The organism is Pseudomonas halotolerans (assembly GCF_039581215.1).
In the GTDB taxonomy this organism is placed as follows: Bacteria; Pseudomonadota; Gammaproteobacteria; order Pseudomonadales; family Pseudomonadaceae; genus Aquipseudomonas; species Aquipseudomonas tehranensis.
The window spans coordinates 72125-98733 of the sequence record NZ_JBCNTJ010000013.1 but is presented as its reverse complement, the minus strand read 5'-3'; the positions used below and the strand labels follow the sequence as shown (position 1 = coordinate 98733).

Genomic DNA, 26609 nt, shown 5'->3' with positions numbered 1-26609 from the left:
GGGCAAACCTTTGTGGGGTGTTCGCATAAAGCATGACGAACTAACGTGAGGGAATTGTTCATTGCCGCTATAATCGCCGCCTTTTCACCGAGCCATACGATCTCTGACATGAACCAAACCAGCGACCTGATTCAATCGGCACAACGCACCATCCGCCTCGAGCTCGAAGCCGTACAAGGCTTGCTGCCCCATATCGATGCTGATTTCGTACGTGCCTGCGAGATGATTCTGGCCAGCAAGGGTCGGGTGGTCGTGGTCGGCATGGGCAAGTCCGGGCACATTGGCAACAAGATTGCGGCCACCCTGGCCAGCACAGGAACAACGGCATTTTTTGTCCATCCGGCCGAAGCCAGCCATGGCGACATGGGCATGATCACCCGGGACGATGTCATCCTGGCCCTGTCCAATTCCGGCTCCACCAATGAGATCATTACCCTGTTGCCGCTGATCAAACGCCTGGGCATTCAAATGATCAGCATCACCGGCAACCCGGATTCGCCCTTGGCCAAGGCCGCCGAAGTGAACCTCAACGTGCATGTCGAGCACGAGGCCTGCCCGTTGAACCTGGCACCGACCTCCTCCACGACCGCCGCCCTGGTCATGGGCGACGCCCTGGCCGTCGCCCTCCTGGAGGCCAGGGGCTTTACTGCTGAGGACTTCGCTTTCTCGCACCCCGGCGGCGCCCTGGGCCGTCGCTTGCTGCTGAAAGTCGAAAACGTGATGCATGCAGGCCAGGAGTTGCCGCAAGTACAACGCGGCACGCTGCTCAAGGATGCGCTCATGGAAATGACCCGCAAGGGCCTGGGCATGACAGTCATTCTCGAAGCCGACGGCAAGCTTGCCGGGATCTTCACAGACGGTGACCTGCGCCGCACACTGGACCGCGCCATCGATATTCGCCACGCGACCATCGACGAAGTCATGACCCTCCACGGCAAGACCGCTCGCGCCGACATGCTGGCCGCCGAAGCCTTGAAAATCATGGAAGACCATAGAATCAACGCACTGGTGGTGGTGGACAGCGAGGACCGTCCGATCGGCGCCTTCAACCTCTCCGACCTGCTGCGCGCTGGAGTAATGTGATGACTACCGATCTGCTGCTGCGAGGCAAGAACATCAAGCTCGCCGTGTTCGACGTCGATGGTGTTCTGACTGACGGCCGTCTTTATTTCCTCGAAGACGGCAGCGAATTCAAGACCTTCAACACCCTCGACGGCCAAGGCATCAAGATGCTGATGGCCGCCGGCGTGCAGACCGCCATCATCAGCGGCCGCAAGACCCCGGTGGTCGAGCGGCGCGCAAAGAACCTCGGTATTCCCCACCTTTATCAGGGACGCGAAGATAAACTGGTGGTGCTGGACGAGCTTCTGGGCCAACTCAACCTAAGCTATGAACAGGTCGCCTACCTCGGTGACGACCTGCCGGACCTGCCGGTGATTCGTCGGGTCGGCCTGGGCATGGCGGTGGCCAACGCGGCCGGCTTCGTGCGTGAGCACGCCCACGGCATCACCACGGCACGGGGTGGCGAAGGCGCCGCCCGTGAATTCTGTGAACTGATCTTGCGCGCCCAAGGCCGTCTTGAAGCGGCCAACGCCGCGTACCTGTGAGCCATTTATGCTAAGCAAGAAAATTCGCACCATCGTGGTGTTCGGTTGCATCGCAGCGATTTTCGCGGCGGTGGGCTATTGGAACATCAGCCCTGAACGCTTTCTCGACCGCCCCGCGGTCAAGGTCCAGGAAAATGATATCGACTGGTATGCGACCAACACGCATACCTTGCAATACCTGCCCGATGGCAAAGTGCAGTATGAAATGACGTCCGACAAGGTCGACCACCTCAAGGCCAGCGAGATCACACTGGTCACCAAGCCAGACCTGAACATCTTCAGGGGCACCGAGTTTCCGTGGCACGTGCAAAGCGAGCGCGCCGAAGTCAATCCCGACGGGACCGAGGTAGAGTTGATTGACTCCGTACGCATCGCCCGGACCGATGAGAAAAACCGCACCACCATCATTACCAGCAGTCGTATGACAGTCTTCCCGCAGCGAGAATATGCGCAGACCGAGCAACCCGTTAGAATCGACGGCGCCGGTGGTGTATCGACCGGCACGGGAATGAAAGCGTATTTGAAGGAAAGCAGGATACACCTGCTATCGAACGTAAGAGGACAGTATGAAGCTCGCTAAAACCCTCCCTATTTTGCTCAGTCTGGGCGCAGCACTGGGAAGCGCGAGCGCCTGGGCCCTCCCGACCGACCGCGACCAGCCTATCCGCATCCAGGCCGACGATGCCCAACTGGACGACAAGAACGGTGTGGCCACCTACAAGGGTGACGTGATCATCACCCAAGGCTCGATGAAGGTCACCGGCAATACCGTGACCATCACTCGTACCCAGTCCGGCGATATCGACGTGGTGACCTCGGTGGGCAACCTGGCCTACTTCGAACAGATGCAAACCGCCGGCGACACCAAGCCAGTTCAAGGCTATGGGGTCACCATTCAGTACCACGCCGCCAAAGACCGCGTCGTGCTGATCGATCGCGCCAAGGTCATCGACAAGGACGGCAACACCACCCAGGGCGAGAAAATCGTCTACGACACGAACAAAAAGCTGGCCAGCGCCGGTCGTGCCACTGGCAGCAAGGTCACCGAGCAGCGTCCACGGATCGACATGGTCATCCAGCCGAAAAAGAAAACCGACGAGCAGAAGGCCCAGTAATGGCAACTCTGAAAGCTCAGCACCTGGCCAAGAGCTACAAGAGCCGTCAAGTCGTGCGTGATGTCAGCCTGTCCATCGACAGCGGCCAGATCGTCGGCCTGCTCGGCCCCAACGGTGCAGGCAAGACCACCTGTTTCTACATGATCGTCGGCCTGGTCCAGGCCGATCAGGGCCGCGTCCTGATCGACGACCTGGATGTCAGCCACCAGCCAATGCATGGCCGGGCGAAGGCCGGTATCGGCTATCTGCCGCAAGAAGCATCGATCTTCCGCAAACTGTCGGTTGCCGACAACATCATGGCGATCCTCGAGACCCGCAAGGAACTCGACAAGGCCGGCCGGCGCCAGGAGTTGGAAAGCCTGCTGCAGGAATTCCACATCAGCCACATCCGCGACAACCTGGGCATGAGTCTGTCCGGTGGCGAACGGCGCCGCGTGGAAATCGCTCGCGCCCTGGCCACCGCACCGAAATTCATCCTGCTGGACGAACCATTCGCCGGCGTGGACCCGATTTCGGTGGGCGATATCAAGCAGATCATCCACCACCTCAAGGCCAAGGGCATCGGCGTATTGATCACCGACCATAACGTACGCGAGACGCTGGATATCTGTGAAACCGCCTATATCGTCAATGACGGCCAGTTGATCGCCGAAGGCGACTCCGCGACCATCCTGGCCAATGAACTGGTCAAGGAAGTGTATTTGGGCCATGAATTCCGCCTGTAAGCGAAAAGTGTCTGGTCAATCGCCCCGGCGTCGCTAATTTTATTACGCGGCGCCCTAGGCAAACACTTCAGTTTCAGGCATATAATTTGCTTAAGTTTGGCGCTTCGGCGCCCTGTAGTGGATGGCGCATGTGCGCCGGCGAATAAGGTGTTAAGCCCCAGCCATGAAACCATCGCTAGTCTTGAGAATGGGCCAGCAGCTGACGATGACACCGCAGCTGCAACAGGCCATCCGCCTGCTCCAATTGTCGACCCTGGACCTGCAACAGGAAATCCAGGAGGCCCTGGAGTCCAATCCGATGCTCGAACGCCAGGAAGAAGGCGACGACTTCGACAACACCGATCCGCTGGCCGATAACGTCGAGCAAAAGACCAACACCGAAATCCCGGAACCGTCCTACCAGGAAACCGCCCCGACGGTGGACAACCTCGAGGATGGCGAATGGAATGAACGCATCCCTAACGACCTGCCCGTGGATACAGCCTGGGAAGACGTCTACCAGACCAGCGCCAGCAGCCTGCCCAGCAGCGATGACGACGAGTGGGACTTCACTACCCGCACCTCCACCGGCGAAAGCCTGCAGAGCCACTTGCTGTGGCAACTGAACCTGGCACCGATGTCCGACACCGATCGTCTGATTGCCGTGACCCTGATCGACTGCATCAACAATCAGGGCTACCTGGACGAGACGCTCGAAGAAATTCTCGAAGCTTTCGACCCGGAACTGGACATCGAGCTGGATGAGATCGAAGCCGTCCTGCACCGCATTCAGCAGTTCGAACCGGCCGGCATCGGCGCCCGCAACCTGGGCGAGTGCCTGTTGCTGCAACTGCGCCAGTTGCCCGCCAAGACACCTTGGCTGGCCGAAGCCAAGCGCCTGGTCACCGATTACATCGACTTGCTGGGCGGTCGCGACTACAGCCAGTTGATGCGTCGCATGAAGCTCAAGGAAGATGAACTGCGCCAGGTGATCGAACTGGTCCAGAGCCTCAACCCGCGCCCGGGCTCGCAGATCGAGTCCACCGAACCCGAATACGTGGTTCCCGACGTCATCGTGCGCAAGCACAACGACCGCTGGCTGGTGGAACTGAACCAGGATTCGATGCCCAAGTTGCGGGTCAACGCCCAGTACGCCGGCTTCGTAAAACGTGCCGACACCAGTGCTGACAACACCTTCATGCGCAACCAGTTGCAGGAAGCGCGCTGGTTCATCAAGAGCCTGCAAAGCCGCAACGAAACCCTGATGAAAGTAGCCACCCAGATCGTCGAACATCAGCGCGGCTTCCTGGAGTACGGCGACGAAGCGATGAAACCGTTGGTCCTGCACGACATTGCCGAGGCAGTGGGCATGCACGAGTCGACCATTTCGCGGGTGACCACCCAGAAATTCATGCATACCCCCCGGGGCATCTATGAGCTGAAATACTTTTTCTCCAGCCACGTCAGCACCTCCGAAGGCGGTGAATGCTCGTCCACAGCCATCCGTGCGATCATCAAAAAACTGGTGGCTGCGGAAAATCAGAAAAAGCCGTTGAGTGACAGCAAGATCGCTGGTTTACTGGAGGCACAAGGCATTCAGGTGGCCCGCCGTACCGTCGCCAAATACCGCGAATCCCTCGGGATCGCACCTTCGAGCGAACGCAAGCGGTTGATGTAACAGGCCACGCCACAGCGTTCCAGTGGCAGGCATTTCTGCCTGCCGCTTTATGCACTGGCAACGAAGGAGAAGCTGTATGCAAGTCAACATCAGTGGACACCAACTGGAAGTGACCGAACCTCTGCGCGAATACATCGGCGAAAAACTCGAACGATTGGAGAGGCATTTCGACAAGATCACCAACGTGCAAGTCACGATGAACGTCGAAAAGCTGCTGCAGAAAATCGAAGCCACGTTGCATATCCCCGGCGGAGAAGTGGTTGCCAACGCTGCGCATGAAGACATGTATGCCGCCATCGACCTGCTGACCGACAAGCTGGATCGCCAACTCAAAAAGCATAAGGAAAAGACCCAGAGCCTCCTCCAGGGCGCGACCGGTCGTTAACCCCCCTAATCCATGATCCGACTAGAATCCATCCTGACCCCCGGCCGTTCCCAGGTGAACGTGCCGGGTGGCAGCAAAAAGAAAGCCCTCGAACAAATTGCCAACCTGATCCACCGCGAGGTCCCGGGTCTGGAAATGCAGGACGTCTTCGAGGCCCTGTTTGCCCGTGAAAAACTGGGCTCCACCGGCTTTGGCAACGGTATCGCCATTCCTCATTGCCGCCTCAAGGCCTGTACAGCGCCGATCAGTGCGCTGCTGCACCTTGAAGCCCCCATAGATTTCGATGCCATCGACGGCGAACCGGTCGACCTGCTGTTTGTACTGCTGGTACCGGAAGCGGCGACCGATGCGCACCTTGAGCTGCTGCGCCAGATCGCCAGCATGCTGGACCGCAAGGAAGTGCGCGAGAAATTGCGCAGCGCGCCGAGCAACCAAGCCTTGTATCAGGTTGTCCTGGACGAGCAGAACGGTCATTAAACATGCGCATGATCATTGTCAGCGGACGCTCCGGCTCCGGTAAAAGCACGGCGCTAAACGTGCTTGAGGACAGCGGCTACTACTGCATCGACAACCTGCCGGCCGGCCTGCTGCCGGAACTGGCCGAGCGCGCCCTGATCCATACCGAACTGGCGCAACCGCTGGTGGCGGTCTCCATCGACGCACGTAATCTGCCGAGCCACCTGTCGCGGTTCCCGGAACTGCTGGCGGAAGTGCGCAATCGGCATATCCAGTGCGACGTGCTGTATCTGGATGCCGACGAGGAAACGCTGCTCAAGCGCTTCTCCGAAACCCGTCGGCGTCACCCCCTGAGCAACGCAAGCCGCTCCCTGGCCGAAGCCATCCATGACGAGAGCCAACTGCTGGGGCCGATCGCCGACCTGGCGGACCTGAAGGTCAACACCACCCACCTGAACCTGTATCAACTGCGCGACACCATCAAGTTACGCCTGCTGAACCAGCCGGAACCGGGTACGGCGTTTCTGGTGGAATCGTTCGGTTTCAAGCGCGGAATGCCGGTAGACGCCGACCTGGTGTTCGATGTGCGCTGCCTGCCCAATCCTTATTGGAAACCGGAACTGCGCGAACAATCGGGGCTCGACCAGCCGGTGATCGACTACCTGGCCGCCCAGCCGGATGTCGAGGAAATGTACCAGGACATCTCCAGCTACCTGCTCAAATGGCTGCCGCGCTTTGCCGCGAGCAACCGCGCCTATGTCACGATTGCCATTGGCTGCACCGGTGGCCATCACCGCTCCGTCTACCTGACCGAACGTTTGGGTCAGCTCCTGCAACAGTCCCTGAAGAACGTCCAGGTTCGCCACCGCGACCTCAGCTAAAGGATTCACATCGCGATGCCTGCTCTGGAAATTGAAATCATCAACAAGCTGGGCTTGCATGCCCGCGCGTCAGCCAAGTTCGTCGGTGTGGCCGGTCAGTTTCCTTGTGAGATCAGCGTGGGCCGTGATCCTGAGAAGATGGTCAACGGCAAAAGCATCATGGCGATGATGATGCTGGCCGCCGGCCAAGGCACCAAAATCCATCTGCGAACCGAAGGTGAACAGGAGCAGGAGGCGATGGATGCGCTGGCGGCGCTGATCAACAACTACTTTGACGAAGGCGAGTAACCCCTGCTCCCCTCGCCACGTAGGCATTGCGTCACGCCAAGGCCGTGTCCATCACCATCATCAGACAAAACCCCACCAGCAATCCCAGGCTCGCCAGTTTGTCGTAGCCATGACGGCGTGACTCGGGAATCACCTCATGGGTGACCACCAGCAGCATCGCCCCGGCCGCAAGCGCCAACCCCAGGGGCAATAACATCTCAGCCAAGCTCACCAGCCAGGCGCACAACAGCGCGAAGACTGGCTCGACCAGCCCGGACGCGGCGCCAATGGCGAACGCCTTGAGCCGCGACATGCCGGCGGCAGCCAGCACCAGCGCAATCACCAACCCCTCAGGCACATCCTGCAAGGCGATACCCATCGCCAGGCTGTCGGCATCGGGCATGCCGCCCCCCGCTGATACGCCGACGGCCATCCCTTCAGGAATGTTGTGGGCCACGATGGCGAACACAAACAGCCAGATCCGCGGCGCGATAATTGGACGTCCGGGCACCTCGACCAGTCTTTCAGGACTGGCTGACACTTTGCGGTCCACCAGATATAGCCCGAATGCCCCCAGCAGGATTCCAAAGCTGACCAGACCACTGGCCGCCCAAGGCGTGAGTCCCAATTGTTCGGCTGCGGCAATGCCCGGCACAATCAACGAAAATGCCGTGGCGGCCAGCATCACTCCGGCACCGAAGCCCAGCAGCGAATCGCTCACAGCCTGGGGCATGCGCCGGATAACCAGCACCGGCACCGCGCCCAATGCAGTGCCCAAGGCACAAAGGCCACCGCCCTGGAGCGCACGCAGCAGTTTCGGCTCCAGCTCAAGCCACGCCAGCCCCTGAGCCGCGAGCAACGTCATCCCCGCCAACAGCAACAGCGACCCCAAGGCATAACGGAACAACCGTGCGCTAGCTATCGCCAGTATTTGAGTATCCATAATCAGCCTTGGATTGTTTTTATGAAGTTCAGGCAAGGGCTGCCTGGTAGCGGCGTGCTACTTCCGGCCAGTTGATCACGTTGTAGAAAGCGTTGATGTATTCAGGTCGACGGTTCTGATACAGCAGGTAATAGGCGTGCTCCCACACGTCCAAGCCTAAAATCGGCGTATGGCCGCTCATCAACGGGCTGTCCTGATTGCCGCTGCTTTCCACCACCAGCGTCTTTTGCGGGGTCACACTCAACCAGGCCCAACCACTGCCGAAACGGGTCAGCGCCGCTTGGGTGAAAGCCTCCTTGAATCGTTCGAGCCCCCCCAGTTGCGCCTCGATCGCTGCGGCCAGAGCGCCCTCGGGTTGACCGCCGCCTTGGGGCGACATGACCTCCCAAAACAACGAATGATTGGCATGCCCGCCACCCTGGTTGATCACCGCCCCCCTCAGGCTTTGCGGCAACTGCTCGACCCTGGACAGCAGCGTTTCGACAGACCACTCAGCGTATTCGGTGCCGTCCACCGCAGCGTTGAGATTGTTGATGTAAGTCTGGTGATGCTTGGTGTAATGGATCTCCATGGTTTGCGCATCGATGTGCGGCTCCAGGGCATCATAGGCGTAAGGCAATGCAGGCAAGGTAAAAGCCATTTTCAATGAACTCCAAAATGAACAGGGGCGTTGCGCTGCCGGAGTGAAGCGGCATCGCAATGCAGCAGGCGTTGGGTGCGTGGGTATTCACCATGCTCGCTGATGAAACTCAGCAGTTCGACATAGGTCTTGTGGCTGTGACGCATCGCGGCCGCGCGCAGAGCAGGGGCAAGACGCTCGTCTTGCATGGCCTGCAATAGGCGCTGATGGATGGCACACAAGTACTCGGCACTCTCCTCCGGTTGGTTCAGACGCAAGTGCAGATCCGCCAGGTTGTGATGGGAGACGACGCAGGCGGCGACCGCTTCATCGGCGTCAGCCCAGCGCTCAAACAACACTTGGGCCAGGGCCAACGCTTGCAGATAGCCTTCGCGGGCATCCACCAGTTCACCTAGCATGAAACAGCGATTGGCCCGTTCGATCGTGCGTTTCCAGTGCTCCATGATGAGTACCTCCACAAAGGTGTCGGGTTACACACCGCCGGCGGTGAGCTTTTCCGGGTCCAGCAGGACCTCAAGTTCGCTTCGCGACAGGTCGGTGTGCTCCAGGGCGACATCGATGACCGGACGGCCCTGCTGATAGGCCTTCTTGGCAATCTCAGCAGCCTTCTGATAACCGATGATCGGGTTCAACGCCGTGACCAGGATCGGGTTGCGCGACAGCGCCTCCTTGAGCCTGGCCTCGTTGACCTTGAATGTGGCGATGGCTTTGTCGGCCAGCAGTCGGCTGACGGTGGACATCAGTTCGATACTGTTCAGCAGGTTCTGGGCGATGATCGGCAGCATCACGTTCAGCTCGAAGTTGCCAGACTGACCGGCGACGGTGATCACCGTGTCGTTGCCAATCACCTGGGCCGCCACCATCGCGGTGGCTTCAGGAATGACCGGATTGACTTTGCCAGGCATGATCGAGGAGCCCGGCTGCAGGCCTTCGAGCTCGATCTCTCCCAGGCCCGCCAGCGGACCGGAGTTCATCCAGCGCAGGTCGTTGGCGATTTTCATCAGCGACACCGCTGTGGTCTTCAACTGACCGGAGACCGCCACCGCGGTGTCCTGGGAACCGATCAATGCGAACAGATTCTTGCCCGGGGTGAATTGCACCTGGGTCAGTTGCGTCAGTTGCTGGCTGAACAGCTCGGCAAAGCGTGGATGAGCATTGACCCCAGTGCCGACTGCCGTCCCCCCCTGGGCCAGGGATTGCAGACTGGGCAACAAGGCTTGCAGATGCTCGACATTGGCTTTGAGTTGTTGTGCCCACCCCTCCAGCACCTGGCTCAAACGCACGGGCATGGCATCCATCAGGTGAGTGCGACCCGTCTTGATGAATGGGTGGACTTGCTCAGCCTTGCGTTCGATCACCTGTACCAGGTGCGTCAGCGCCGGCAGCAATTGCTCATGCAAGGCCAACGCAGCACTGACGTGAATACTGGTGGGAATGATGTCGTTGCTGCTCTGGCCGCAATTAACGTGATCATTCGGGTTGACCGGCTCACCCAGCAGACGGCTGGCCAGCGTCGCGATCACCTCGTTGGCGTTCATGTTGGAGCTGGTGCCGGAACCGGTCTGGAAGATATCCACAGGGAAATGCTCCATGAAGTTGCCTTCGAGCAACCCCTGTGCCGCATCGACAATGGCCTTGCCTTGGGCCGCGCTGATTTGTTCCAGCTCCACGTTCGCCCGAGCGGCGGCGGCCTTGGCCAGGATCAGGGCGCGAATGAACTGCGCCGGCATGCGTTGACCGCTGACAGGAAAATTATCCACGGCGCGCTGGGTCTGCGCACCGTAGAGGGCCCCCATCGGGACCTGCAGTTCGCCCATGCTGTCGCGTTCGATACGGGTATTACTCATCAGGGAATCCTTGCACCAGTTCATTAAGAGGGATTGATGGCTCCAAGGCGCAGGTCGCCAGCGCCCAGGCATGGCGCTGCCAGCGCTTGAGGCGGCAACGGCAAAGCGATTGTTGTTCGAGGTCGCGCAGTGGACGCCACGCCTGGTCGATACACAGCGTGCGCCAATGCCAGGGCAGCGCCGTGTCGGAGGCCGTGTCGAGCAGCAAACGAAACGCTGTTTCGGCGACCATCCACGGCGAAGTGGCGGTGCAGCAGGCCAGATATCGGCCTTCGGCCAGGTAGTGTTCGATCAGCCGCGGCTCGTCAGGGCTCATCGCACAGCGGATCTGGCGGCTCATCCAGCGCCAGCTTTCAAGATAGGGTTGTTCGTGCAGGGCGGCACTCATGACCGGGGCTCACTCGGCGAATGAGATTCATTATTAGATGATAATAAGACGCAACACAAGAGTTGCGAGAGCCCTGGAGGTCATGAGCAAAAAAGGCGCGGCATCCCATGGATGACGCGCCTTCTTTTGTGGCGATGGGAAATCAGCTACCGGCCACGGTCATCCGCTCGATCAACACTGAGCCGGTACGGATATTACTGCGCAGCTCCAGGTCGTTCCCTACCGCCAGGATCTGCTTGAACATATCGCGCATGTTACCGGCGATGGTGACTTCCTGGACCGGAAACTGAATCTCCCCATTCTCGACCCAGAACCCCGCCGCACCACGGGAATAGTCCCCGGTGACCATGTTCAGGCCGTGGCCCATCAGTTCCGTCACCAGCAGGCCACGGCCCATACGACGCAGCAAAGCCGCCTGGTCCTCTTCGCCATGGGTCACGAAAAGGTTGTGCACGCCACCGGCATTGGCGGTGCTGGGCATGCCGAGCTTGCGACCTGAATAGGTGCCGAGAATGTAGGACACCAGTTCACCCTTCTCCACGAATGGCTTGGCGTAGGTGGCCAGGCCATCGCCGTCGAAGGCCGAGCTGCCCATGGCCTGCATCAGGTGCGGACGCTCATCGATGGTCATCCATTCCGGGAACAGTTTCTGTCCGAGCGCGCCTTCAAGAAACGATGATTTGCGATACAAATTGCCGCCGGACACCGCCGACAGGAAACTGCCGAACAACCCACCGGCCAGCTCGGCGGCAAACAGCACCGGCACTTCACAGGTCGGCACCGGCCGCGCGCCCAAGCGACTGGCCGCCCGCTGCGCGGCTTTACGGCCAATACTCACCGGGTCCGCGAGCCGATTGCCCTGGCGGTTCACGTCATACCAGTAATCGCGCTGCATCTGGCCGTCGGCTTCAGCGATCATGACGCAACTGAGGCTGTGGCGGGTCGATGCATAACCGCCGATAAAACCGTGGCTGTTACCGTATACGCGGCAGCCCTGATGGGTATTGAGGGTCGTGCCGTCGGCGTTTTTGATCCGCGGGTCGGCGTCGAAGGCCGCCGCCTCGCAGCGCAACGCCTGCTCGATGGCCTGTTCCGGGGTGATGTCCCAGGCGTGGAACAGGTCGAAGTCTCGCAGCTCCTTGCACATCAGCGCGGCATCGGCTAGGCCCGACGCTTCGTCTTCAGAGGTATGCTTGGCGATCGCCAGCGCCGCGGCAACGGTTTCACGGATCGCGTCAGGACCACTGGCCGACGTGCTGGCCGAGCCCTTGCGCTGGCCGGCGTACAAAGTGATGCCGAATCCCTGGTCGCGATTGAATTCGACGGTCTCCACCTCGCGCTGGCGAACCGATGTCGACAGCCCTTGTTCCAGAGAGACCGCCACCTCACACGCAGTGGCGCCCTGTCGCTTGGCTTCGGCAAGGATCTGCTCGACTTGTTCCTGCAGTGCCGGCAATGCTTGCGGGCCGACGCTCTGAACTGCACTCATGGTGTTCTCTCCACTCAAATTCTGCTTTCGGTCAGGGTTTGTGCGAACAATGCTTGCGCAACTTTGCGGACAAACCTGAAGCCTTCTAACGACCGGGCCGGACAAGCGGCCCCCGACTGGTTATCATGGCGGCGTTTCTTTGCGGACTGCCACCATGGTTGATTCTTACGACGACTCCCTCTACGAGGGTGAAAAAAGCAAATCCCAGGTCAAACGCGAGCTGCATGCTCTGGTTGACCTCGGCGAGCGCCTGACAACACTCAAGCCTGACTTGCTGGCCAAACTGCCTCTGACCGACGCCTTGCGCCGGGCCCTGGCCGATGCGCCCAAGCACACCGCGAATATCGCGCGTAAACGGCACCTGCAATTCATCGGCAAACTGATGCGCGACCAGGACACTGACGCCATCCTGGTTCTGCTCGATCAACTCGATGCCTCCACCCGGCAGTACAACGAACGTTTCCATGGCCTGGAACGCTGGCGCGATCGCCTGATCGCAGGCGATGACGGCGTGCTGGAAAAATTCGTCATCGACTACCCGGAGGCTGACCGTCAGCAATTGCGCTCCCTGATCCGTCAGGCCCAGCACGAACTGGCGCATAACAAGCCACCCGCCTCGAGCCGTAAAATCTTCAAATACATTCGCGAGCTGGACGAGACCCAACGCGGTCTGCGCTGAGTGTTCACTGGCTCACCAATCCCTTGCCGGGGTCACAATTACTGTGGCGAGGGAGCTTGCTCCCGCTGGGCTACGCAGTAGCCCCAATGCGGTCGCTGCGCAACCGAGCGGGAGCAAGCTCCCTCGCCACGGGGATTCATGCAAGCCCCCGAATATTTTCATGCGCCCGTGCCACCCACGGTAATCGCATCGATCTTCAGGGTCGGCTGACCGACACCCACCGGCACCGATTGCCCATCCTTGCCGCACGTCCCCACGCCACTGTCCAACGCTAGATCGTTACCGACCATCGACACCTTGCTCATCGCCTCGGGCCCGTTGCCGATCAGGGTCGCGCCCTTGACCGGCGCAGTGATCTTGCCGTCTTCGATCAGGTAAGCCTCACTGGTGGAAAACACGAATTTGCCGCTGGTGATGTCCACCTGGCCGCCGCCGAGGTTGGCGCAGTAGATGCCTTTTTTTACCGAGGCGATGATTTCCGCCGGATCGCTCTGGCCACCCAGCATGTAGGTGTTGGTCATGCGCGGCATCGGCAGATGTGCGTAAGACTCGCGGCGACCATTGCCGGTACGGGCCACGCCCATCAAGCGGGCATTGAGTTTGTCTTGCATATAGCCCTTGAGCACGCCGTTCTCGATCAGGGTGGTGCACTCGGTCGGGGTGCCTTCATCGTCGACGCTCAGGGAGCCGCGACGCCCGGCCAGGGTGCCATCATCGACGATGGTGCAGAGTTTCGAAGCGACCATTTCGCCCATGCGGCCGCTGTAGGCCGAGCTGCCCTTACGGTTGAAGTCGCCTTCCAGACCATGCCCTACCGCTTCATGCAGCAGCACACCGGACCAGCCGGAGCCCAGCACCACTGGCAATGTGCCGGCCGGCGCCGGGATCGCTTCAAGGTTGACCAGGGCCTGGCGCAGCGCTTCGCGGGCGTAACCCATGGCGCGGTCTTCGCTGAGGAAATAACGGTAATCGGTGCGTCCGCCGCCGCCATGGCCGCCGCGCTCGCGACGACCGTTCTGCTCCACGATCACACTGACATTGAAACGCACCAGAGGCCGGACGTCCGCCGCCAGACCGCCGTCGGTGGACGCCACCAGGATCCGCTCCCAGACCCCAGCCATGCTCACCGATACTTGCTGGATGCGTGGATCAAGGGCGCGAGTGGCGACGTCGATGCGCTTGAGCAGCTCGACCTTTTCGGCGCGGCTCATGACTTCCAGCGGGTTGTCCGGCGCATACAACTGCGTCACGTCCTGGCTACTGAAGGCCTGTACCCTGCCGTTCTGCCCGGCCCGGGAAATCGAACGTGCGGCACGGGCTGCGGCGCCCAGTGCTTCAAGGGTGATGGCGTTACTGTAGGCAAAGCCGGTCTTTTCCCCGGACTGGGCACGCACGCCCACGCCCTGGTCAAGGTTGAAACTGCCCTCCTTGACGATGCCGTCTTCCAGCGACCAGGACTCGGATATCTGCCCCTGGAAATACAGGTCGGCTGCGTCGATACCCGGGCCGGCCAGGTCGCCCAACACGCCTTGCAGGCTGTCCAGGGTAACGCCACCGGGGGCTAGAAGGTGTTCACTGACTGAGGATAACAACCCGCTCATATGTTCTACGCCTTGAATTCGTCGTCTTGGACAGGCCGCTGTCGAGCGCCCTGCGAGAAAAAGCGCCGATGGCTGGCCACCGGCATGCGCGCCCGGATGGACGCCTGTTCGCTGCTGTCGCGCTCGGCCACCAGCACGGCCTCGCCTTGATCCTGTTGAGCCAGTATGCGACCCCATGGGTCGACAATCGCTGCATGGCCAAAGGTTTCCCGTGGCCCCGGATGCACCCCGCCCTGGGCGGCGGCCAGCACGTAACACTGGGTCTCGATGGCCCGGGCGCGAATCAGCACCTCCCAATGGGCGGCGCCGGTCACGGCGGTAAATGCCGAGGGCGCGGTGATCAATTCAGCCCCGGCGGCGCGCAGCTCGCTATAGAGTTCCGGGAAACGCAAGTCATAACAAACCGACAGGCCAACCCGTCCTACAGGTGTATCGGCCACTACCACGTTGTAGCCATAAGCATAGTCATCAGACTCGCGATAACGGCCGCGATTATCCGCCACGTCCACGTCAAACAGATGCAGCTTGTCGTAGCGCGCGACGATCTGGCCCTGATCGTCGATCAGCAATGAACAGGCATGTACCCTGGCGTCCGGTTGGTCCACCGGCGGCAACGGCAGCGTGCCGGCCACAATCCATAACTTGAGGTCACGGGCGGTCTGTTTCAACCAGGGCAGGATCGGCCCCTGACCAAAGGCTTCGGCGCGACCGATGTCCGCCACATCCCGCCGGCCCATGGCCGCAAAGTTTTCAGGCAGCACCGCCAGCCTTGCGCCGCCAGCGGCAGCCTGTTCCAGCAGCACACGAGCGCGGGCCAGATTGGCGAGCACATCGCTTTGGCTGACCATTTGAATCACTGCCACTGGCATGGTGCTTCCCCGTTGCTTGGTAGTGCCCTCTGTGGGAGCGAGCCTGCTCGCGATTGCGGTGGATCAGTCGGCATCTCTTTTACTGATCCACCGCAATCGCGAGCAGGCTCGCTCCCACAAGGGGATTTTCATCGCCTGTCAGAACGGCTTGTCGAAGGTAATCTTCGGCTCTTTCCACGGGCCCTTGACGTCGTATCTTACGCTGGCAAAGCGCGCCACACGGTCGCCAATCAGCTTGTCGATCAGAAACAGCGCCCCACCCACCGCTGGTGCGCCGACAATCAGCGCTGCAATGGGCAGGTTGTTGGTCACCGGCAGCGTCACCTGCAACTTGGCGTCGACCCGATCGGCGACCATATCCAGTGTGCCGTTGAGCTCCAGGTTGCTCGACGGCCCCGTCAGGGTGATCGGCTCACGGGTCACATAGACACCGTCGCTGGCCACCAGCAGTCCCTTGACCCGATCGTAGCTCAAGCCTTTGCCGAACAGGTCTGAGAAGTCCAGACGCAAGCGTCGGCCGATGGAGTTGAAATTCAACAGACCGAACACCCGCAACGCTTGAGCGCCCCCTTCTACCTCGACGAACTGCCCCTTGTTCAGCGACGCATCGAGACTCCCGGAAAAACGTTTCGTGGCGACCCATGCCGGTGAGCCAGGCCAGCGCCCATCGACATCCAGATGGAATTTCTGGCTGGTCACGCTCGGCGCATAGCCCCAGCCCTTGAGCACATCGGCCAGGTTCTTGCCACCGATGCGGCCTTTGTACCAACTGCTGGTTGAGCCGGGGACACCTTCCCAGCCGCCACTGCCGCTCAAGACCATGCCCTTGAGGCCCATATCCAGGTTGTTCAAGGCAATGCCCTTGCCTGTCGGACGCACCTTCAACGACCAGGCACCAATCAGGTCGGGCCCCTGGAACAACTGGTCAATGACAATATCCATGGCCGGAATATTGCTGGGGTCGACCGAGGCCAGCGGGTCCGGTGCGTTTTCATCGGTCTGAACCGTCGGGTCGGCGGCCGGCAGACGAATGTAGTCAAGCTTGATACCGATCGGTGCGGCCTTCGCGTCCGGCAGACTGGCGGTGCCCTTGGCCTGCTGGCTGGTCAATCGCAAAGCCCAGGCGTCAGGCTTGCGGTCCAACTGCACCGACGCCCGGTCCAGGGTGGTGCCCATGGCGGTGAGCTTGCCAATGTTCAGATCAACGCTGCTGAGCAATTGTTTGGCGCTACCGCCCGGATCCTGCCCCGCATACTTGCCCACCAGATCCTGCCACGGGCTCACGTCCAGTTCCGACAGCGTCCCGCGCAGGCGCAGGCCCTTGCCTCCTGGCAGAATCGCATCACCGCTACCGAGCAAGAGCTCACCGCGACCGTCAGCCACCTGCCCGCTCGGCGCCGCGTAGGTGAAACTGGCCAGATCACCATAATCGACCCAGTAACGGCGCTCCGGCCCTTGCAGGGTCATGCGAAACACCGTGTCACGCCCGGCATCGGCCGCCAGGCCGAAGGGCGCGGGCAGATCCACGGCCACGCCCTTGAGACTGGAACTGACCGACAGTTGGCTGTCAGCACCGTCGAGGATCACCTGCAGCTGATACGGCACCACCCCGGCCACCGGCAATGGCTGCGTAACCTTCAGCCAGTCAGTGAGTTTCTTGACCTCTACCTGTCCGGAGGCGGCCACCCGCGTCGTCAGCTCACCAGCACGGCCTTCGGCAAAAATCTGCGCGGTCACGGGCCGGTCGAACGCCCGGGCCGCGATATTTTTGCCGCTCAACCCCTTGTTGCTGTCGAAACGGAAATCGCCCTTGAGCTGGGTCAGTTCCAACTCCGGCTCGCTGAGCTTGAGCCGGGCCTTGTCGGTCTTGAAGTCCACCAGAATCTTCGGCTGTTCGCCTCTGGCCAGGGGAATATCCAGCTTCACATTACCTTGCAGATCGCCCTCGCCTTCCCAGCCGGCGAACGTCTGCGCCGTACCAATCGGCGCCGTCTGCAGGATTTTCAAACCGTCGCCCAAACCGCCGGCGAACTCGCCGTCCAACAGCAGATGGGAGTTCTGGCCGCTGGGCACATGGGGGATGTTCACCGAAACATTCCTGACCTGGGTGTCCAGCAACTGGCCCTGGCTTGCAAAGATGCGCACGCCGCTGTCTTCGACGAAAACATCACCGCTGACCTTGCTCACCGAAGGCCAACCCGGCTGGAAGGCCAGCTCGGCATCATGCACCTTGAAGAACAGGCTGATACTGCGAGCCGCGTCTTCGGCGCCCTGGTTCAGCGAACCTTGATACTGGAAAAACCCCTGATCCACCGCGCCCTTGACGATGGCGGTGCGCAGCCACTCATCCAGCGCCGGGCTCAGAACAGCCGGCAGGTACTTGGCGGTATAGCGCCCGTCGCCATCCACCAGGCCGACCCGCAGGTCCATGTAGTCTTCCTGGCTGTGGTCAAAATGCAGGCGAATCAGGAAGTCACCGGCAATCCGGCCCTCCTCTCCCAGTACTTTCAGGTACGGCGCAATCAGCGTGAAACCTTGTTTGTCCAGCTTCCAGGTCAGGCGGGCGTTGGCCTGCAAGTATTGCCAGGGCTTGGCGAAGATGGGGTCCAGGTGCAGGGAAAAATCCTTGCTGTCCATGCGCAGCTCGCCGCCGCCCAGGTCGCCGCTCAGGCTCCCGGACACATTGCGCGCCGCCGGGGCGCCGCGATAGGCATCAAAGCCCACGGTGTCCAGGTTCGTGGCGAAGCTGACTTTTTGATCACCGCTGTTCTGGGGGCGGTAGTCCACCAGCACGTTGCGCAGGCCGCCCGTGAACTTGAGCCGGTCGATCGCCGTGGCAACGCCTTCGGGCAACGGCGCCAGGGCATGGAGCAACGGTGTGAGCGGTGCGAGGTCGAGACGATCAGCCTGCACGTGCCAGAGTTCTTCGGTTTTTTCGGTGGCGTTGTTCTGTTGCAACTGCAGGCGCGATTCCCAACGGGTTTCGCCCAGGCTCATTGCCAGGGAATCGAAGGTTGCGGTGAAGCCCTGGCCACTGCGCTGGAAATACCCATTGAGCGCCAGGTTATGGATCTGTACCGGTTTGCGCTCGGCATAGGCGCCCTGGATGTCCGGCGCGTTCAGTCGAATGGCCGCACTTTGCACGGTGCCCGCCCCCCAGCTCAGCCAGACCTCTGCGCCCGCCTTGATCCGGGAAAAATGCCATTGTCGGGTCAAGCGTTCCGGCAGCCATTTGGACCAATCGCTTTGCGGCAGGCTCAGGTAAGCATCGGCCTGACCGTTCTTCCAGTCGCTGGCACGGATACGGGTGCGCAGGTTGATCGCGACGGGCTGGCCGTCAGGCAGGGTCAGGCGTGCATCCAGACGCTGACGGGCGGCGCCGGTCTTGAGGCTCAGGCCGACGTAGGTCAAGGTGAGCGGCGGTTGCTCCAGCGGCTGCAAGGTGACTTGGCTGTCGAGCACCGATAGCTTCGCGACCATCTGCATACGTTCGAGCAGGTGCTGGGGATCCAGCGGCTGATCGTCCTGCACCGGCAGCCCCTCCAGGGCCCATTTGCCGTCTGCGCCTTCCTTGAGGCTGATCTTCAAGCCGCTGAGTTCCAGGTGAGCAATGCGCACCTGGCGCGCTACCAGGCTGCCCCACAAGTCCGGCACGGCCCGTACCTGATCCAGGTGCAAGGCGTTGGCGCCTTCGCCGATCATGACGTCCTGGGCCAGCAAAATGGGCGCCAGGGCGCTCCAGCGACCGTCCAGGCTGCCGATATGCACGGGGATCGCCAATGCTTCGCTGGCGCGGGCCTGGACCTCGGCGCGGTACTCGGCCACCAGCGGAGACAGTTCCCGTCCGAGGCTGACATACAGTGCCACCAGCACCAACAGCAGCGCGCACAGGCCCAGGCCCCAACGGGTCAGCGCGGCCAAAATGCGTGTCAGACGCTCCATGTCAGCAGGCTCCCCTGGCAAAGGTATTCACATCCGCGGGGCTGCCGCTCATGAAGCCACTTCAGAGCAGCACCACGTCGTATTGTTCCTGGGAATACATGGTTTCCACTTGAAAACGAATCGTGCGACCGATAAAGGCCTCCAGTTCCGCAACGTTCCCTGACTCTTCATCGAGCAGGCGGTCCACCACTTTCTGGTTTGCCAACACTCTATAACCTGTGGCCTGGTAAGCGCGTGCCTCCCGGAGGATTTCCCGGAAGATTTCGTAACACACGGTTTCCGGGGTCTTGAGCTTGCCCCGGCCCTGGCAACTGCTGCACGGTTCGCACAGCACCTGCTCAAGGCTCTCGCGGGTGCGCTTGCGGGTCATCTGCACCAGGCCCAGCTCGGTGATACCGATGATGTTGGTTTTGGCGTGGTCGCGCTCGAGTTGTTTTTCCAGGGTCCGCAGCACCTGGCGCTGGTGCTCTTCATGCTCCATGTCGATGAAGTCGATGATGATGATTCCGCCCAGGTTGCGCAGACGCAGTTGGCGAGCGATGGCGGTGGCAGCCTCCAGGTTGGTCTTGAAAATGGTTTCTTCCAGATTGCGATGGCCAACGAACGCCCCGGTGTTGACGTCAATGGTGCTCATGGCCTCGGCCGGGTCCACCACCAGGTAGCCGCCGGACTTGAGCGGCACTTTGCGCTCCAAGGCCTTCTGGATTTCGTCTTCGACGCCGTACAGGTCGAAAATCGGCCGCTCGCCGGGGTAATGCTCGAGACGATCGGCGATTTCCGGCATCAGCTCCGCGACAAACTGGGTGGTTTTCTGGAAGGTTTCCCGGGAGTCGATGCGGATTTTCTCGATCTTGGGGCTGACCAGGTCCCGCAGGGTCCGCAGCGCCAGGCCGAGGTCTTCGTAGATCACGCTGGGGGTGGCAATGGTCTTGATCTGATCGGCGATCTGGTCCCAAAGCCTGCGCAAGTAGCGGATGTCCATGAGAATCTCATCGGCCCCGGCCCCTTCGGCGGCGGTGCGCAAGATGAAACCTCCAGCTTCCTTGATACCCTCTTTCTCCACGCAATCGCTGACCACCTGTTTGAGGCGTTCACGCTCGGCTTCGTCTTCGATCTTAAGGGAAATACCGACGTGAGCGGTACGCGGCATGTACACCAGGTAGCGCGACGGAATCGACAACTGCGTGGTCAGGCGCGCGCCCTTGGAACCGATGGGGTCCTTGGTGACCTGGACCACCAGGCTCTGGCCTTCATGAACCAGGGCACTGATACTCTCCACGGCCGGGCCTTCACGCATGGAGATTTCCGAGGCATGAATGAAGGCCGCGCGGTCCAGGCCAATGTCGACGAACGCCGCCTGCATGCCTGGCAACACCCGCACCACCTTGCCTTTATAGATATTGCCGACGATGCCACGTTTTTGCGTGCGCTCGACGTGAACTTCTTGCAGAACACCGTTTTCAACCACCGCCACGCGCGACTCCATCGGCGTGATGTTGATCAGGATCTCTTCACTCATGGCTGGGTCTCGTTCAGGCGTGTTCACGATAATGGCCGCATCAAGTCAGACGGCGCTCAGCGCGCGCTCAGGGTTTGCCAACAGGGTATGCCGAAATGGCCCAACAGCTCCGAGGTTTCGCACAGCGGCAGGCCGACCACGGCTGAATAGCTGCCTTCAAGCCCGGCGACAAATACCGCCCCCAAGCCTTGAATACCATAGCCGCCGGCCTTGTCCCGGGGCTCACCGCTGTTCCAATAGGCTAGCGCTTGTTGTTCGGTGATGGCGCGAAAGCTCACCCGACTGCGGACCACAAGGGACTCGCAACGTTGCCCGTCCAGTACCGCAATGGCAGTCAGCACGTCATGGTCACGACCGGACAGGCTCAAGAGCATCGCCATCGAGTCGGCCTGATCCAGCGGCTTGCCCAGAATCCGCCCGTCCAGCACCACGGCGGTGTCGGCGCCCAGCACGCAGCCGTCCACGCCTGCGGCCAAAGCACGTCGCCCGGCCTCGGCCTTGCCGCGCGCCAGGCGCTCGACATAGGCCGACGGGGTTTCGTCATCCAGGGGCGTTTCGTCGATGTCCGCGCTGACAACGGTGAACGACACACCGATCTGCGCGAGCAACTCACGCCGACGCGGCGAGCCTGAGGCGAGGTACAGCGGTTTCATCAGGACATCTCCCTCTCAAGGTGCGGGCCAATGCCTGACCGAATCAGTTGATTTTGAAACGCAGGCGCAAGCCACGCAAACCGAAGCTGACCCACGGCCAGAGCAAGGCACTGACCAGCGCCGGCAACACCAGCGCCAAGGTCGGCTGGCGATTGCCGGTCAGCGCGCTGAGCCACAGCTGTACCAACTGCGCCAGGCCGAAAATCACCAGGATCACCAGGCACTGTTGCCACATGGGGAACATCCGCAGGCGTTGTTGCAGCGACAGCACCAGGAACGTGATCAGCGTCAGGATCAGCGCGTTCTGCCCCAGCAACGTGCCATACAGCACGTCCTCGGCCAGCCCCAGGCACCAGGCGGTGACCATGCCGACCTTGTGCGGCAGCGCCAGCGCCCAGAATGCCAGCAGCAGGGCCAGCCACAGCGGGCGCAGGATTTCCATGAATTGTGGCAGCGGCGAAACGCTGAGCAACAGGCCGATGGCGAACGTCAGCCAGACTATCCAGCCGTTACCGGAATGTGTACGGCTCATTTATTCTCGTGCTCCCCTGGTGGCTGGCGCGGCGGCCGGCGTGGAGACAGGCGGTTTGGCCGCGGGCCTTGCGGGTTGAGTCGCCGGCGCTTGCGTGGCCGGTGACGTAGCCGGAGCGGCGGGTGGCGTCGTAGCCGGGGTCGATGAAGGTGCGTGAGGTGCCGGTGTCGTGCCCGGGACCGTCGCTGGGGTAATCGGGGACGCGGTCGACTCGCCACTCTGCCGTTCCTCGGCCTCCTGGGCCACGGCGGCGTCGTTGGCGCGCTCTTCCGGGGTACGGGGGTCGCTGAAAACCAACAACAGGTATCGGCTGCGATTCAACGCCGCGGTCGGCACCGCACGCACGATGGCGAATGGCTGGCCGGAGTCGTGTATGACCTCCTTGACCGTCGCCACCGGATACCCGGCCGGGAATCGCTGGCCGAGACCGGAGCTGACCAGCAGGTCACCCTCCTTGATGTCGGCGGTGTCCGCGACATGCCGCAGTTCCAGACGCTCCGGATTACCGGTGCCACTGGCAATTGCCCGCAAGCCGTTGCGGTTGACCTGCACGGGAATGCTGTGGGTGGTATCGGTCAGCAACAGCACGCGCGAGGTATAGGGCATCAGCTCCACCACCTGCCCCATCAGACCGCGGGCATCGAGCACCGGCTGGCCGAGGACAACACCATCGCGCTCGCCCTTGTTGATGATGATGCGGTGGGTAAAGGGGTTGGGGTCCATGCCGATCAACTCGGCCACTTCAACCTTCTCGTTGACCAGCGCCGAAGAATTGAGCAACTCGCGCAGCCGCACGTTCTGCTCGGTGAGGGCCGCCAGCTTCTGCATGCGCCCCTGCAACAGCAGGTTTTCGGTCTTGAGTTTTTCGTTTTCGGCCACCAGCTCGGTCCGGCTGCCAAACTGGCTGGCCACACCCTGCCACAAGCGCTGCGGCAAATCGGTGATCCAGTAGGATTCCATCAATACCAGCGACATTTGGCTGCGCACTGGCTTGAGCAGCGTGAAACGGGCATCGACCACCATCAGCGCAACCGATAGCACGGTCAGCACCAGCAGGCGCACACCCAGCGAGGGGCCTTTGGTAAAAAGCGGTTTAATAAGCCGCTCCTCCCAGGCAAATGTTTTCTTTATTCATACGGCATCAAACCGGCCTGGATACGAATGACAGAAGATAAACGTCAACGGGCAGCACTGCAAAGTGCTGCCCGGGAGCGAACAACATAGACCATCCAGGCGGGCTTATTCGCTGGAGAGCAGATCCATGGTGTGCTTGTCCATCATTTCCAATGCACGGCCACCGCCGCGGGCCACACAAGTCAGCGGGTCTTCGGCAACGATCACCGGCAGGCCGGTTTCCTGGGCCAGCAACTTGTCGAGGTCACGCAGCAGCGCGCCACCACCGGTCAGCACCAGGCCGCGCTCGGCGATGTCCGACGCCAGTTCCGGCGGCGACTGCTCCAGAGCACTCTTGACCGCCTGCACGATGGTCGCCAGCGACTCTTGCAGCGCTTCAAGCACTTCGTTGGAGTTGAGGGTGAATGCACGTGGAACGCCTTCAGCCAGGTTGCGGCCGCGAACGTCGACTTCACGCACTTCGCCGCCCGGGTAGGCCGTGCCGATTTCCTGCTTGATACGCTCGGCGGTGGACTCACCGATCAGGCTGCCGTAGTTGCGACGCACATAAGTGATGATAGCTTCGTCGAAACGGTCGCCGCCCACACGTACGGACTCGGCGTAAACCACGCCATTGAGGGAGATCAAAGCGATTTCAGTGGTACCGCCGCCGATGTCGACGACCATCGAACCACGGGCTTCTTCGACCGGCAGGCCGGCACCGATGGCAGCAGCCATCGGCTCTTCGATCAGGAACACTTCACGGGCACCGGCGCCAAGGGCCGATTCACGGATGGCACGACGCTCCACCTGGGTGGACTTGCAGGGCACGCAGATCAGCACGCGAGGGCTGGGCTGCAGAAAACTGTTTTCGTGAACTTTGTTGATGAAATACTGCAGCATCTTTTCGCAGACGCTGAAGTCGGCGATCACGCCGTCCTTCATGGGGCGAATGGCTGCAATGTTGCCCGGTGTACGGCCCAGCATGCGCTTGGCTTCGGTACCGACAGCCACGACACTCTTCTGGTTACCGTGGGTGCGGATGGCCACGACCGAGGGTTCATTCAGGACGATACCGCGCTCGCGCACGTAAATAAGGGTGTTGGCAGTGCCCAGGTCAATGGAAAGATCGCTGGAAAACATGCCACGCAGTTTCTTGAACATGGGAAAGGGACCCTAGGCAACGCGTGGGTAAAAAAGTGCGGCAAACTCTAACAACGACAGGGATTTTGGGCAAGGCGCCAATATGTTAAATTGGCCGCTTTTCTGTGCACCAAACCCCACAATCGCGGCCAGTGCCCTGTTTCGCAGGTACGTTCCTTTCTTGACGAGTGGCTATTGTCGTCAGGCAAGGCGCCGCGACGAGTCATAGCCCGCTATGGCGAGAAGCGGCAACGCAGCATGATGGCAATAGACGCCGTCAAAAAGGAACAGTATCTGTGATACAGGGCACTGGACCGTAGAAATGCGGTAGTGTTCCGACAATCTAACACACGGACAGACTGCGTCCGTTTTGTTTTCCACTGGAGAATCCCATGGCGCTTGAACGCTCCGACGTGGAAAAAATCGCTCATCTGGCCTGTCTGGGCCTCAATGAAGCCGATCTTCCACACATTACTTCTGCCCTGAACAGCATTCTGGGGCTGGTCGACGAGATGCAGGCGGTCAACACCGACGGCATCGAACCACTGGCCCACCCACTGGAAGCCAGCCAGCGCCTGCGTGCCGACGTCGTGACCGAGTCCAATCACCGCGAGGCCTACCAGTCCATCGCACCAGCGGTCGAAAACGGCCTGTACCTGGTTCCGAAAGTCATCGACTAAAGGGAAAGAGCCTCTCATGCATCACATGACCCTGGCCGAGATCGCCCGCGGACTCGCCGATAAAAAATTTTCCTCCGAAGAGCTGACCCAGGCCCTGCTGGCGCGCATCGCCCAGCTCGACCCGCAGCTCAACAGCTTCATCAGCCTCACCGAAGAACTGGCCCTGAGCCAGGCCAAGGCCGCGGACGCCCGTCGCGCCAACGGTGAGAGCGGCGCCCTGCTCGGCGCACCGATTGCCCACAAGGATCTGTTCTGCACCCAGGGCATCCGCACCAGTTGCGGCTCGAAGATGCTCGACAACTTCAAGGCCCCGTACGACGCCACCGTGGTTGCCAAACTGGCCGCCGCCGGCGCCGTGACCCTGGGCAAGACCAACATGGACGAATTCGCGATGGGCTCGGCCAACGAGTCGAGCTACTACGGCGCCGTGAAAAACCCGTGGAACCAGGAACACGTACCGGGTGGTTCGTCCGGCGGTTCCGCCGCCGCCGTGGCCGCGCGCCTGCTGCCGGCCGCCACCGCCACCGACACCGGCGGTTCGATTCGCCAGCCGGCGGCATTCACCAACCTCACGGGCCTCAAGCCGACCTATGGCCGCGTATCGCGCTGGGGCATGATCGCCTACGCCTCCAGCCTCGACCAGGGCGGCCCGCTGGCCCGCACCGCCGAAGACTGCGCGATCCTGCTGCAAGGCATGGCTGGCTTCGATCCGAACGACTCCACCAGCATCGATGAACCGGTGCCGGACTACAGCGCCAGCCTCAATGGTTCGCTGCAAGGCCTGCGTATCGGCGTGCCGAAGGAATATTTCAGCACTGGTCTGGACCCGCGCATCGCCGAACTGACCCATAACAGCATCAAGGCGCTGGAAAAGCTCGGCGCGGTGATCAAGCCCATCAGCCTGCCGAACATGCAGCACGCGATTCCCGCGTACTACGTGATCGCCCCGGCGGAAGCGTCCTCTAACCTGTCGCGTTTCGACGGTGTGCGCTTCGGCTATCGCTGCGAAAACCCGGACAACCTGATGGACCTGTACAAGCGTTCCCGTGGCGAAGGCTTCGGCGCCGAAGTGCAGCGCCGGATCATGGTCGGTGCCTACGCACTGTCCGCCGGCTACTACGATGCCTACTACCTCAAGGCGCAGAAAATCCGTCGGCTGGTGAAGAACGACTTCATGGCCGCCTTCAACGAGGTCGACATCATCCTTGGCCCGACCACGCCGAACCCGGCCTGGAAACTCGGCGCCAAGAGCAGCGACCCGGTCGCTGAGTACCTGGAAGACGTCTACACCATCACCGCCAACCTCGCTGGCCTGCCGGGCCTGTCCATGCCGGCCGGTTTCGTCGATGGCCTGCCGGTAGGCGTGCAGTTACTCGCGCCGTATTTCCAGGAAGGTCGCCTGCTCAATGTGGCGCACCAGTACCAGTTGAACACCGACTGGCACACCCGCACCCCAACCGGCTTCTGAGGAGAAACAC

At 61.1% G+C, this 26609-nt stretch carries 27 protein-coding genes; 13 read left to right on the top strand and 14 right to left on the bottom strand.

The features are described 5' to 3' along the window. Nucleotides 1-108 precede the first annotated feature (108 nt). From AAIS01_RS17895 to AAIS01_RS17850, 10 genes are all read left to right on the top strand, one after another. Nucleotides 109-1083 (top strand): KpsF/GutQ family sugar-phosphate isomerase, encoded by a 975-nt coding sequence (locus AAIS01_RS17895; protein WP_343470017.1) that lies wholly within the window; start codon nucleotides 109-111, stop codon nucleotides 1081-1083. Next, nucleotides 1083-1607 carry a KdsC family phosphatase gene (locus tag AAIS01_RS17890; protein ID WP_092394083.1) on the top strand — a complete coding sequence of 175 codons (525 nt, stop codon included), beginning with the start codon at nucleotides 1083-1085 and terminating at the stop codon, nucleotides 1605-1607. The genes AAIS01_RS17895 and AAIS01_RS17890 overlap by 1 nt, the downstream gene beginning before the upstream one ends. 7 nt (nucleotides 1608-1614) lie before the next feature. Further along, complete coding sequence (lptC, locus tag AAIS01_RS17885) at nucleotides 1615-2187, top strand: LPS export ABC transporter periplasmic protein LptC (protein ID WP_343470016.1); 573 nt, start codon at nucleotides 1615-1617, stop codon at nucleotides 2185-2187. Further along, nucleotides 2174-2722 carry a lipopolysaccharide transport periplasmic protein LptA gene (gene lptA / locus AAIS01_RS17880; RefSeq protein WP_047228666.1) on the top strand — a complete coding sequence of 183 codons (549 nt, stop codon included), beginning with the start codon at nucleotides 2174-2176 and terminating at the stop codon, nucleotides 2720-2722. The genes lptC and lptA overlap by 14 nt, the downstream gene beginning before the upstream one ends. Then, complete coding sequence (gene lptB, locus AAIS01_RS17875) at nucleotides 2722-3447, top strand: LPS export ABC transporter ATP-binding protein (protein ID WP_047228667.1); 726 nt, start codon at nucleotides 2722-2724, stop codon at nucleotides 3445-3447. The genes lptA and lptB overlap by 1 nt, the downstream gene beginning before the upstream one ends. A 163-nt stretch (nucleotides 3448-3610) precedes the next feature. Next, nucleotides 3611-5104: an RNA polymerase factor sigma-54 gene (locus AAIS01_RS17870; protein WP_343470015.1), complete on the top strand. Its 1494-nt coding sequence runs from the start codon at nucleotides 3611-3613 to the stop codon at nucleotides 5102-5104. Between the two features lie 76 nt (nucleotides 5105-5180). Further along, nucleotides 5181-5489, top strand: coding sequence for a ribosome hibernation-promoting factor, HPF/YfiA family (gene hpf, locus AAIS01_RS17865; protein WP_047228669.1), 309 nt, complete (start codon nucleotides 5181-5183; stop codon nucleotides 5487-5489). 12 nt (nucleotides 5490-5501) lie between these two features. After that, a complete protein-coding gene (ptsN, locus tag AAIS01_RS17860; RefSeq protein WP_343470012.1) occupies nucleotides 5502-5966 on the top strand; it encodes a PTS IIA-like nitrogen regulatory protein PtsN in 465 nt (154 codons plus the stop codon). Between the two features lie 2 nt (nucleotides 5967-5968). Continuing rightward, entirely contained in the window at nucleotides 5969-6826 is an 858-nt protein-coding gene (gene rapZ / locus AAIS01_RS17855; protein WP_047228671.1) for an RNase adapter RapZ, read from the top strand. A 15-nt stretch (nucleotides 6827-6841) separates the two neighbouring features. Beyond that, a complete protein-coding gene (locus AAIS01_RS17850) occupies nucleotides 6842-7114 on the top strand; it encodes an HPr family phosphocarrier protein (protein ID WP_343470011.1) in 273 nt (90 codons plus the stop codon). A gap of 31 nt (nucleotides 7115-7145) precedes the next feature. On the opposite strand, the gene AAIS01_RS17845 is transcribed toward AAIS01_RS17850, so the two are convergent. The 6 genes from AAIS01_RS17845 to pmbA form a co-directional block, all read right to left on the bottom strand. Continuing rightward, nucleotides 7146-8036, bottom strand: coding sequence for a ZIP family metal transporter (locus AAIS01_RS17845; protein ID WP_343470009.1), 891 nt, complete (start codon nucleotides 8034-8036; stop codon nucleotides 7146-7148). Between the two features lie 28 nt (nucleotides 8037-8064). Then, a complete protein-coding gene (locus AAIS01_RS17840) occupies nucleotides 8065-8676 on the bottom strand; it encodes a superoxide dismutase (RefSeq protein WP_343470008.1) in 612 nt (203 codons plus the stop codon). A gap of 2 nt (nucleotides 8677-8678) precedes the next feature. Then, nucleotides 8679-9119, bottom strand: a complete 441-nt coding sequence (locus AAIS01_RS17835) for a DUF2753 family protein (protein ID WP_092456082.1) — start codon at nucleotides 9117-9119, stop codon at nucleotides 8679-8681. A 27-nt stretch (nucleotides 9120-9146) separates the two neighbouring features. Beyond that, on the bottom strand, nucleotides 9147-10523 hold the full coding sequence (locus AAIS01_RS17830) for a class II fumarate hydratase (RefSeq protein WP_343470007.1): 1377 nt from the start codon (nucleotides 10521-10523) through the stop codon (nucleotides 9147-9149). Continuing rightward, nucleotides 10516-10911: a FagA protein gene (locus AAIS01_RS17825; protein ID WP_343470006.1), complete on the bottom strand. Its 396-nt coding sequence runs from the start codon at nucleotides 10909-10911 to the stop codon at nucleotides 10516-10518. The genes AAIS01_RS17830 and AAIS01_RS17825 overlap by 8 nt, the downstream gene beginning before the upstream one ends. A gap of 142 nt (nucleotides 10912-11053) precedes the next feature. After that, complete coding sequence (gene pmbA / locus AAIS01_RS17820) at nucleotides 11054-12400, bottom strand: metalloprotease PmbA (protein ID WP_343470005.1); 1347 nt, start codon at nucleotides 12398-12400, stop codon at nucleotides 11054-11056. Nucleotides 12401-12554: 154 nt separating this feature from the next. Between pmbA and yjgA the strand changes: the two genes are divergently transcribed. Continuing rightward, the gene (gene yjgA / locus AAIS01_RS17815) at nucleotides 12555-13079 is read left to right on the top strand and encodes a ribosome biogenesis factor YjgA (protein WP_092394115.1); all 525 of its coding nucleotides are present in this window, start codon (nucleotides 12555-12557) and stop codon (nucleotides 13077-13079) included. 158 nt (nucleotides 13080-13237) lie between these two features. Here yjgA and tldD read toward each other — a convergent pair whose 3' ends face one another. The 8 genes from tldD to mreB form a co-directional block, all read right to left on the bottom strand. Beyond that, a complete protein-coding gene (tldD, locus tag AAIS01_RS17810) occupies nucleotides 13238-14680 on the bottom strand; it encodes a metalloprotease TldD (RefSeq protein WP_343470003.1) in 1443 nt (480 codons plus the stop codon). Nucleotides 14681-14685: 5 nt separating this feature from the next. After that, on the bottom strand, nucleotides 14686-15549 hold the full coding sequence (locus tag AAIS01_RS17805) for a carbon-nitrogen hydrolase family protein (RefSeq protein WP_343470002.1): 864 nt from the start codon (nucleotides 15547-15549) through the stop codon (nucleotides 14686-14688). Nucleotides 15550-15687: 138 nt separating this feature from the next. Further along, nucleotides 15688-19491 (bottom strand): YhdP family protein, encoded by a 3804-nt coding sequence (locus tag AAIS01_RS17800; RefSeq protein ID WP_343470001.1) that lies wholly within the window; start codon nucleotides 19489-19491, stop codon nucleotides 15688-15690. Nucleotides 19492-19552: 61 nt separating this feature from the next. Then, nucleotides 19553-21010 carry a ribonuclease G gene (gene rng / locus AAIS01_RS17795; RefSeq protein WP_047228677.1) on the bottom strand — a complete coding sequence of 486 codons (1458 nt, stop codon included), beginning with the start codon at nucleotides 21008-21010 and terminating at the stop codon, nucleotides 19553-19555. 56 nt (nucleotides 21011-21066) lie between these two features. Next, nucleotides 21067-21663, bottom strand: coding sequence for a Maf family protein (locus AAIS01_RS17790; RefSeq protein ID WP_343470000.1), 597 nt, complete (start codon nucleotides 21661-21663; stop codon nucleotides 21067-21069). Between the two features lie 43 nt (nucleotides 21664-21706). Continuing rightward, entirely contained in the window at nucleotides 21707-22195 is a 489-nt protein-coding gene (gene mreD / locus AAIS01_RS17785) for a rod shape-determining protein MreD (protein ID WP_214963638.1), read from the bottom strand. Continuing rightward, on the bottom strand, nucleotides 22196-23245 hold the full coding sequence (mreC, locus tag AAIS01_RS17780) for a rod shape-determining protein MreC (RefSeq protein WP_431191935.1): 1050 nt from the start codon (nucleotides 23243-23245) through the stop codon (nucleotides 22196-22198). It lies immediately after the preceding gene. Nucleotides 23246-23434: 189 nt separating this feature from the next. Beyond that, a complete protein-coding gene (gene mreB, locus AAIS01_RS17775; RefSeq protein ID WP_002555108.1) occupies nucleotides 23435-24472 on the bottom strand; it encodes a rod shape-determining protein MreB in 1038 nt (345 codons plus the stop codon). 371 nt (nucleotides 24473-24843) lie between these two features. Here mreB and gatC point away from each other — a divergent pair, with 371 nt between their 5' ends. Both gatC and gatA read left to right on the top strand, forming a co-directional pair. Continuing rightward, nucleotides 24844-25131, top strand: a complete 288-nt coding sequence (gene gatC, locus AAIS01_RS17770) for an Asp-tRNA(Asn)/Glu-tRNA(Gln) amidotransferase subunit GatC (RefSeq protein ID WP_003197816.1) — start codon at nucleotides 24844-24846, stop codon at nucleotides 25129-25131. Nucleotides 25132-25147: 16 nt separating this feature from the next. Further along, the gene (gene gatA, locus AAIS01_RS17765) at nucleotides 25148-26599 is read left to right on the top strand and encodes an Asp-tRNA(Asn)/Glu-tRNA(Gln) amidotransferase subunit GatA (RefSeq protein ID WP_343469998.1); all 1452 of its coding nucleotides are present in this window, start codon (nucleotides 25148-25150) and stop codon (nucleotides 26597-26599) included. Nucleotides 26600-26609: the final 10 nt, after the last annotated feature.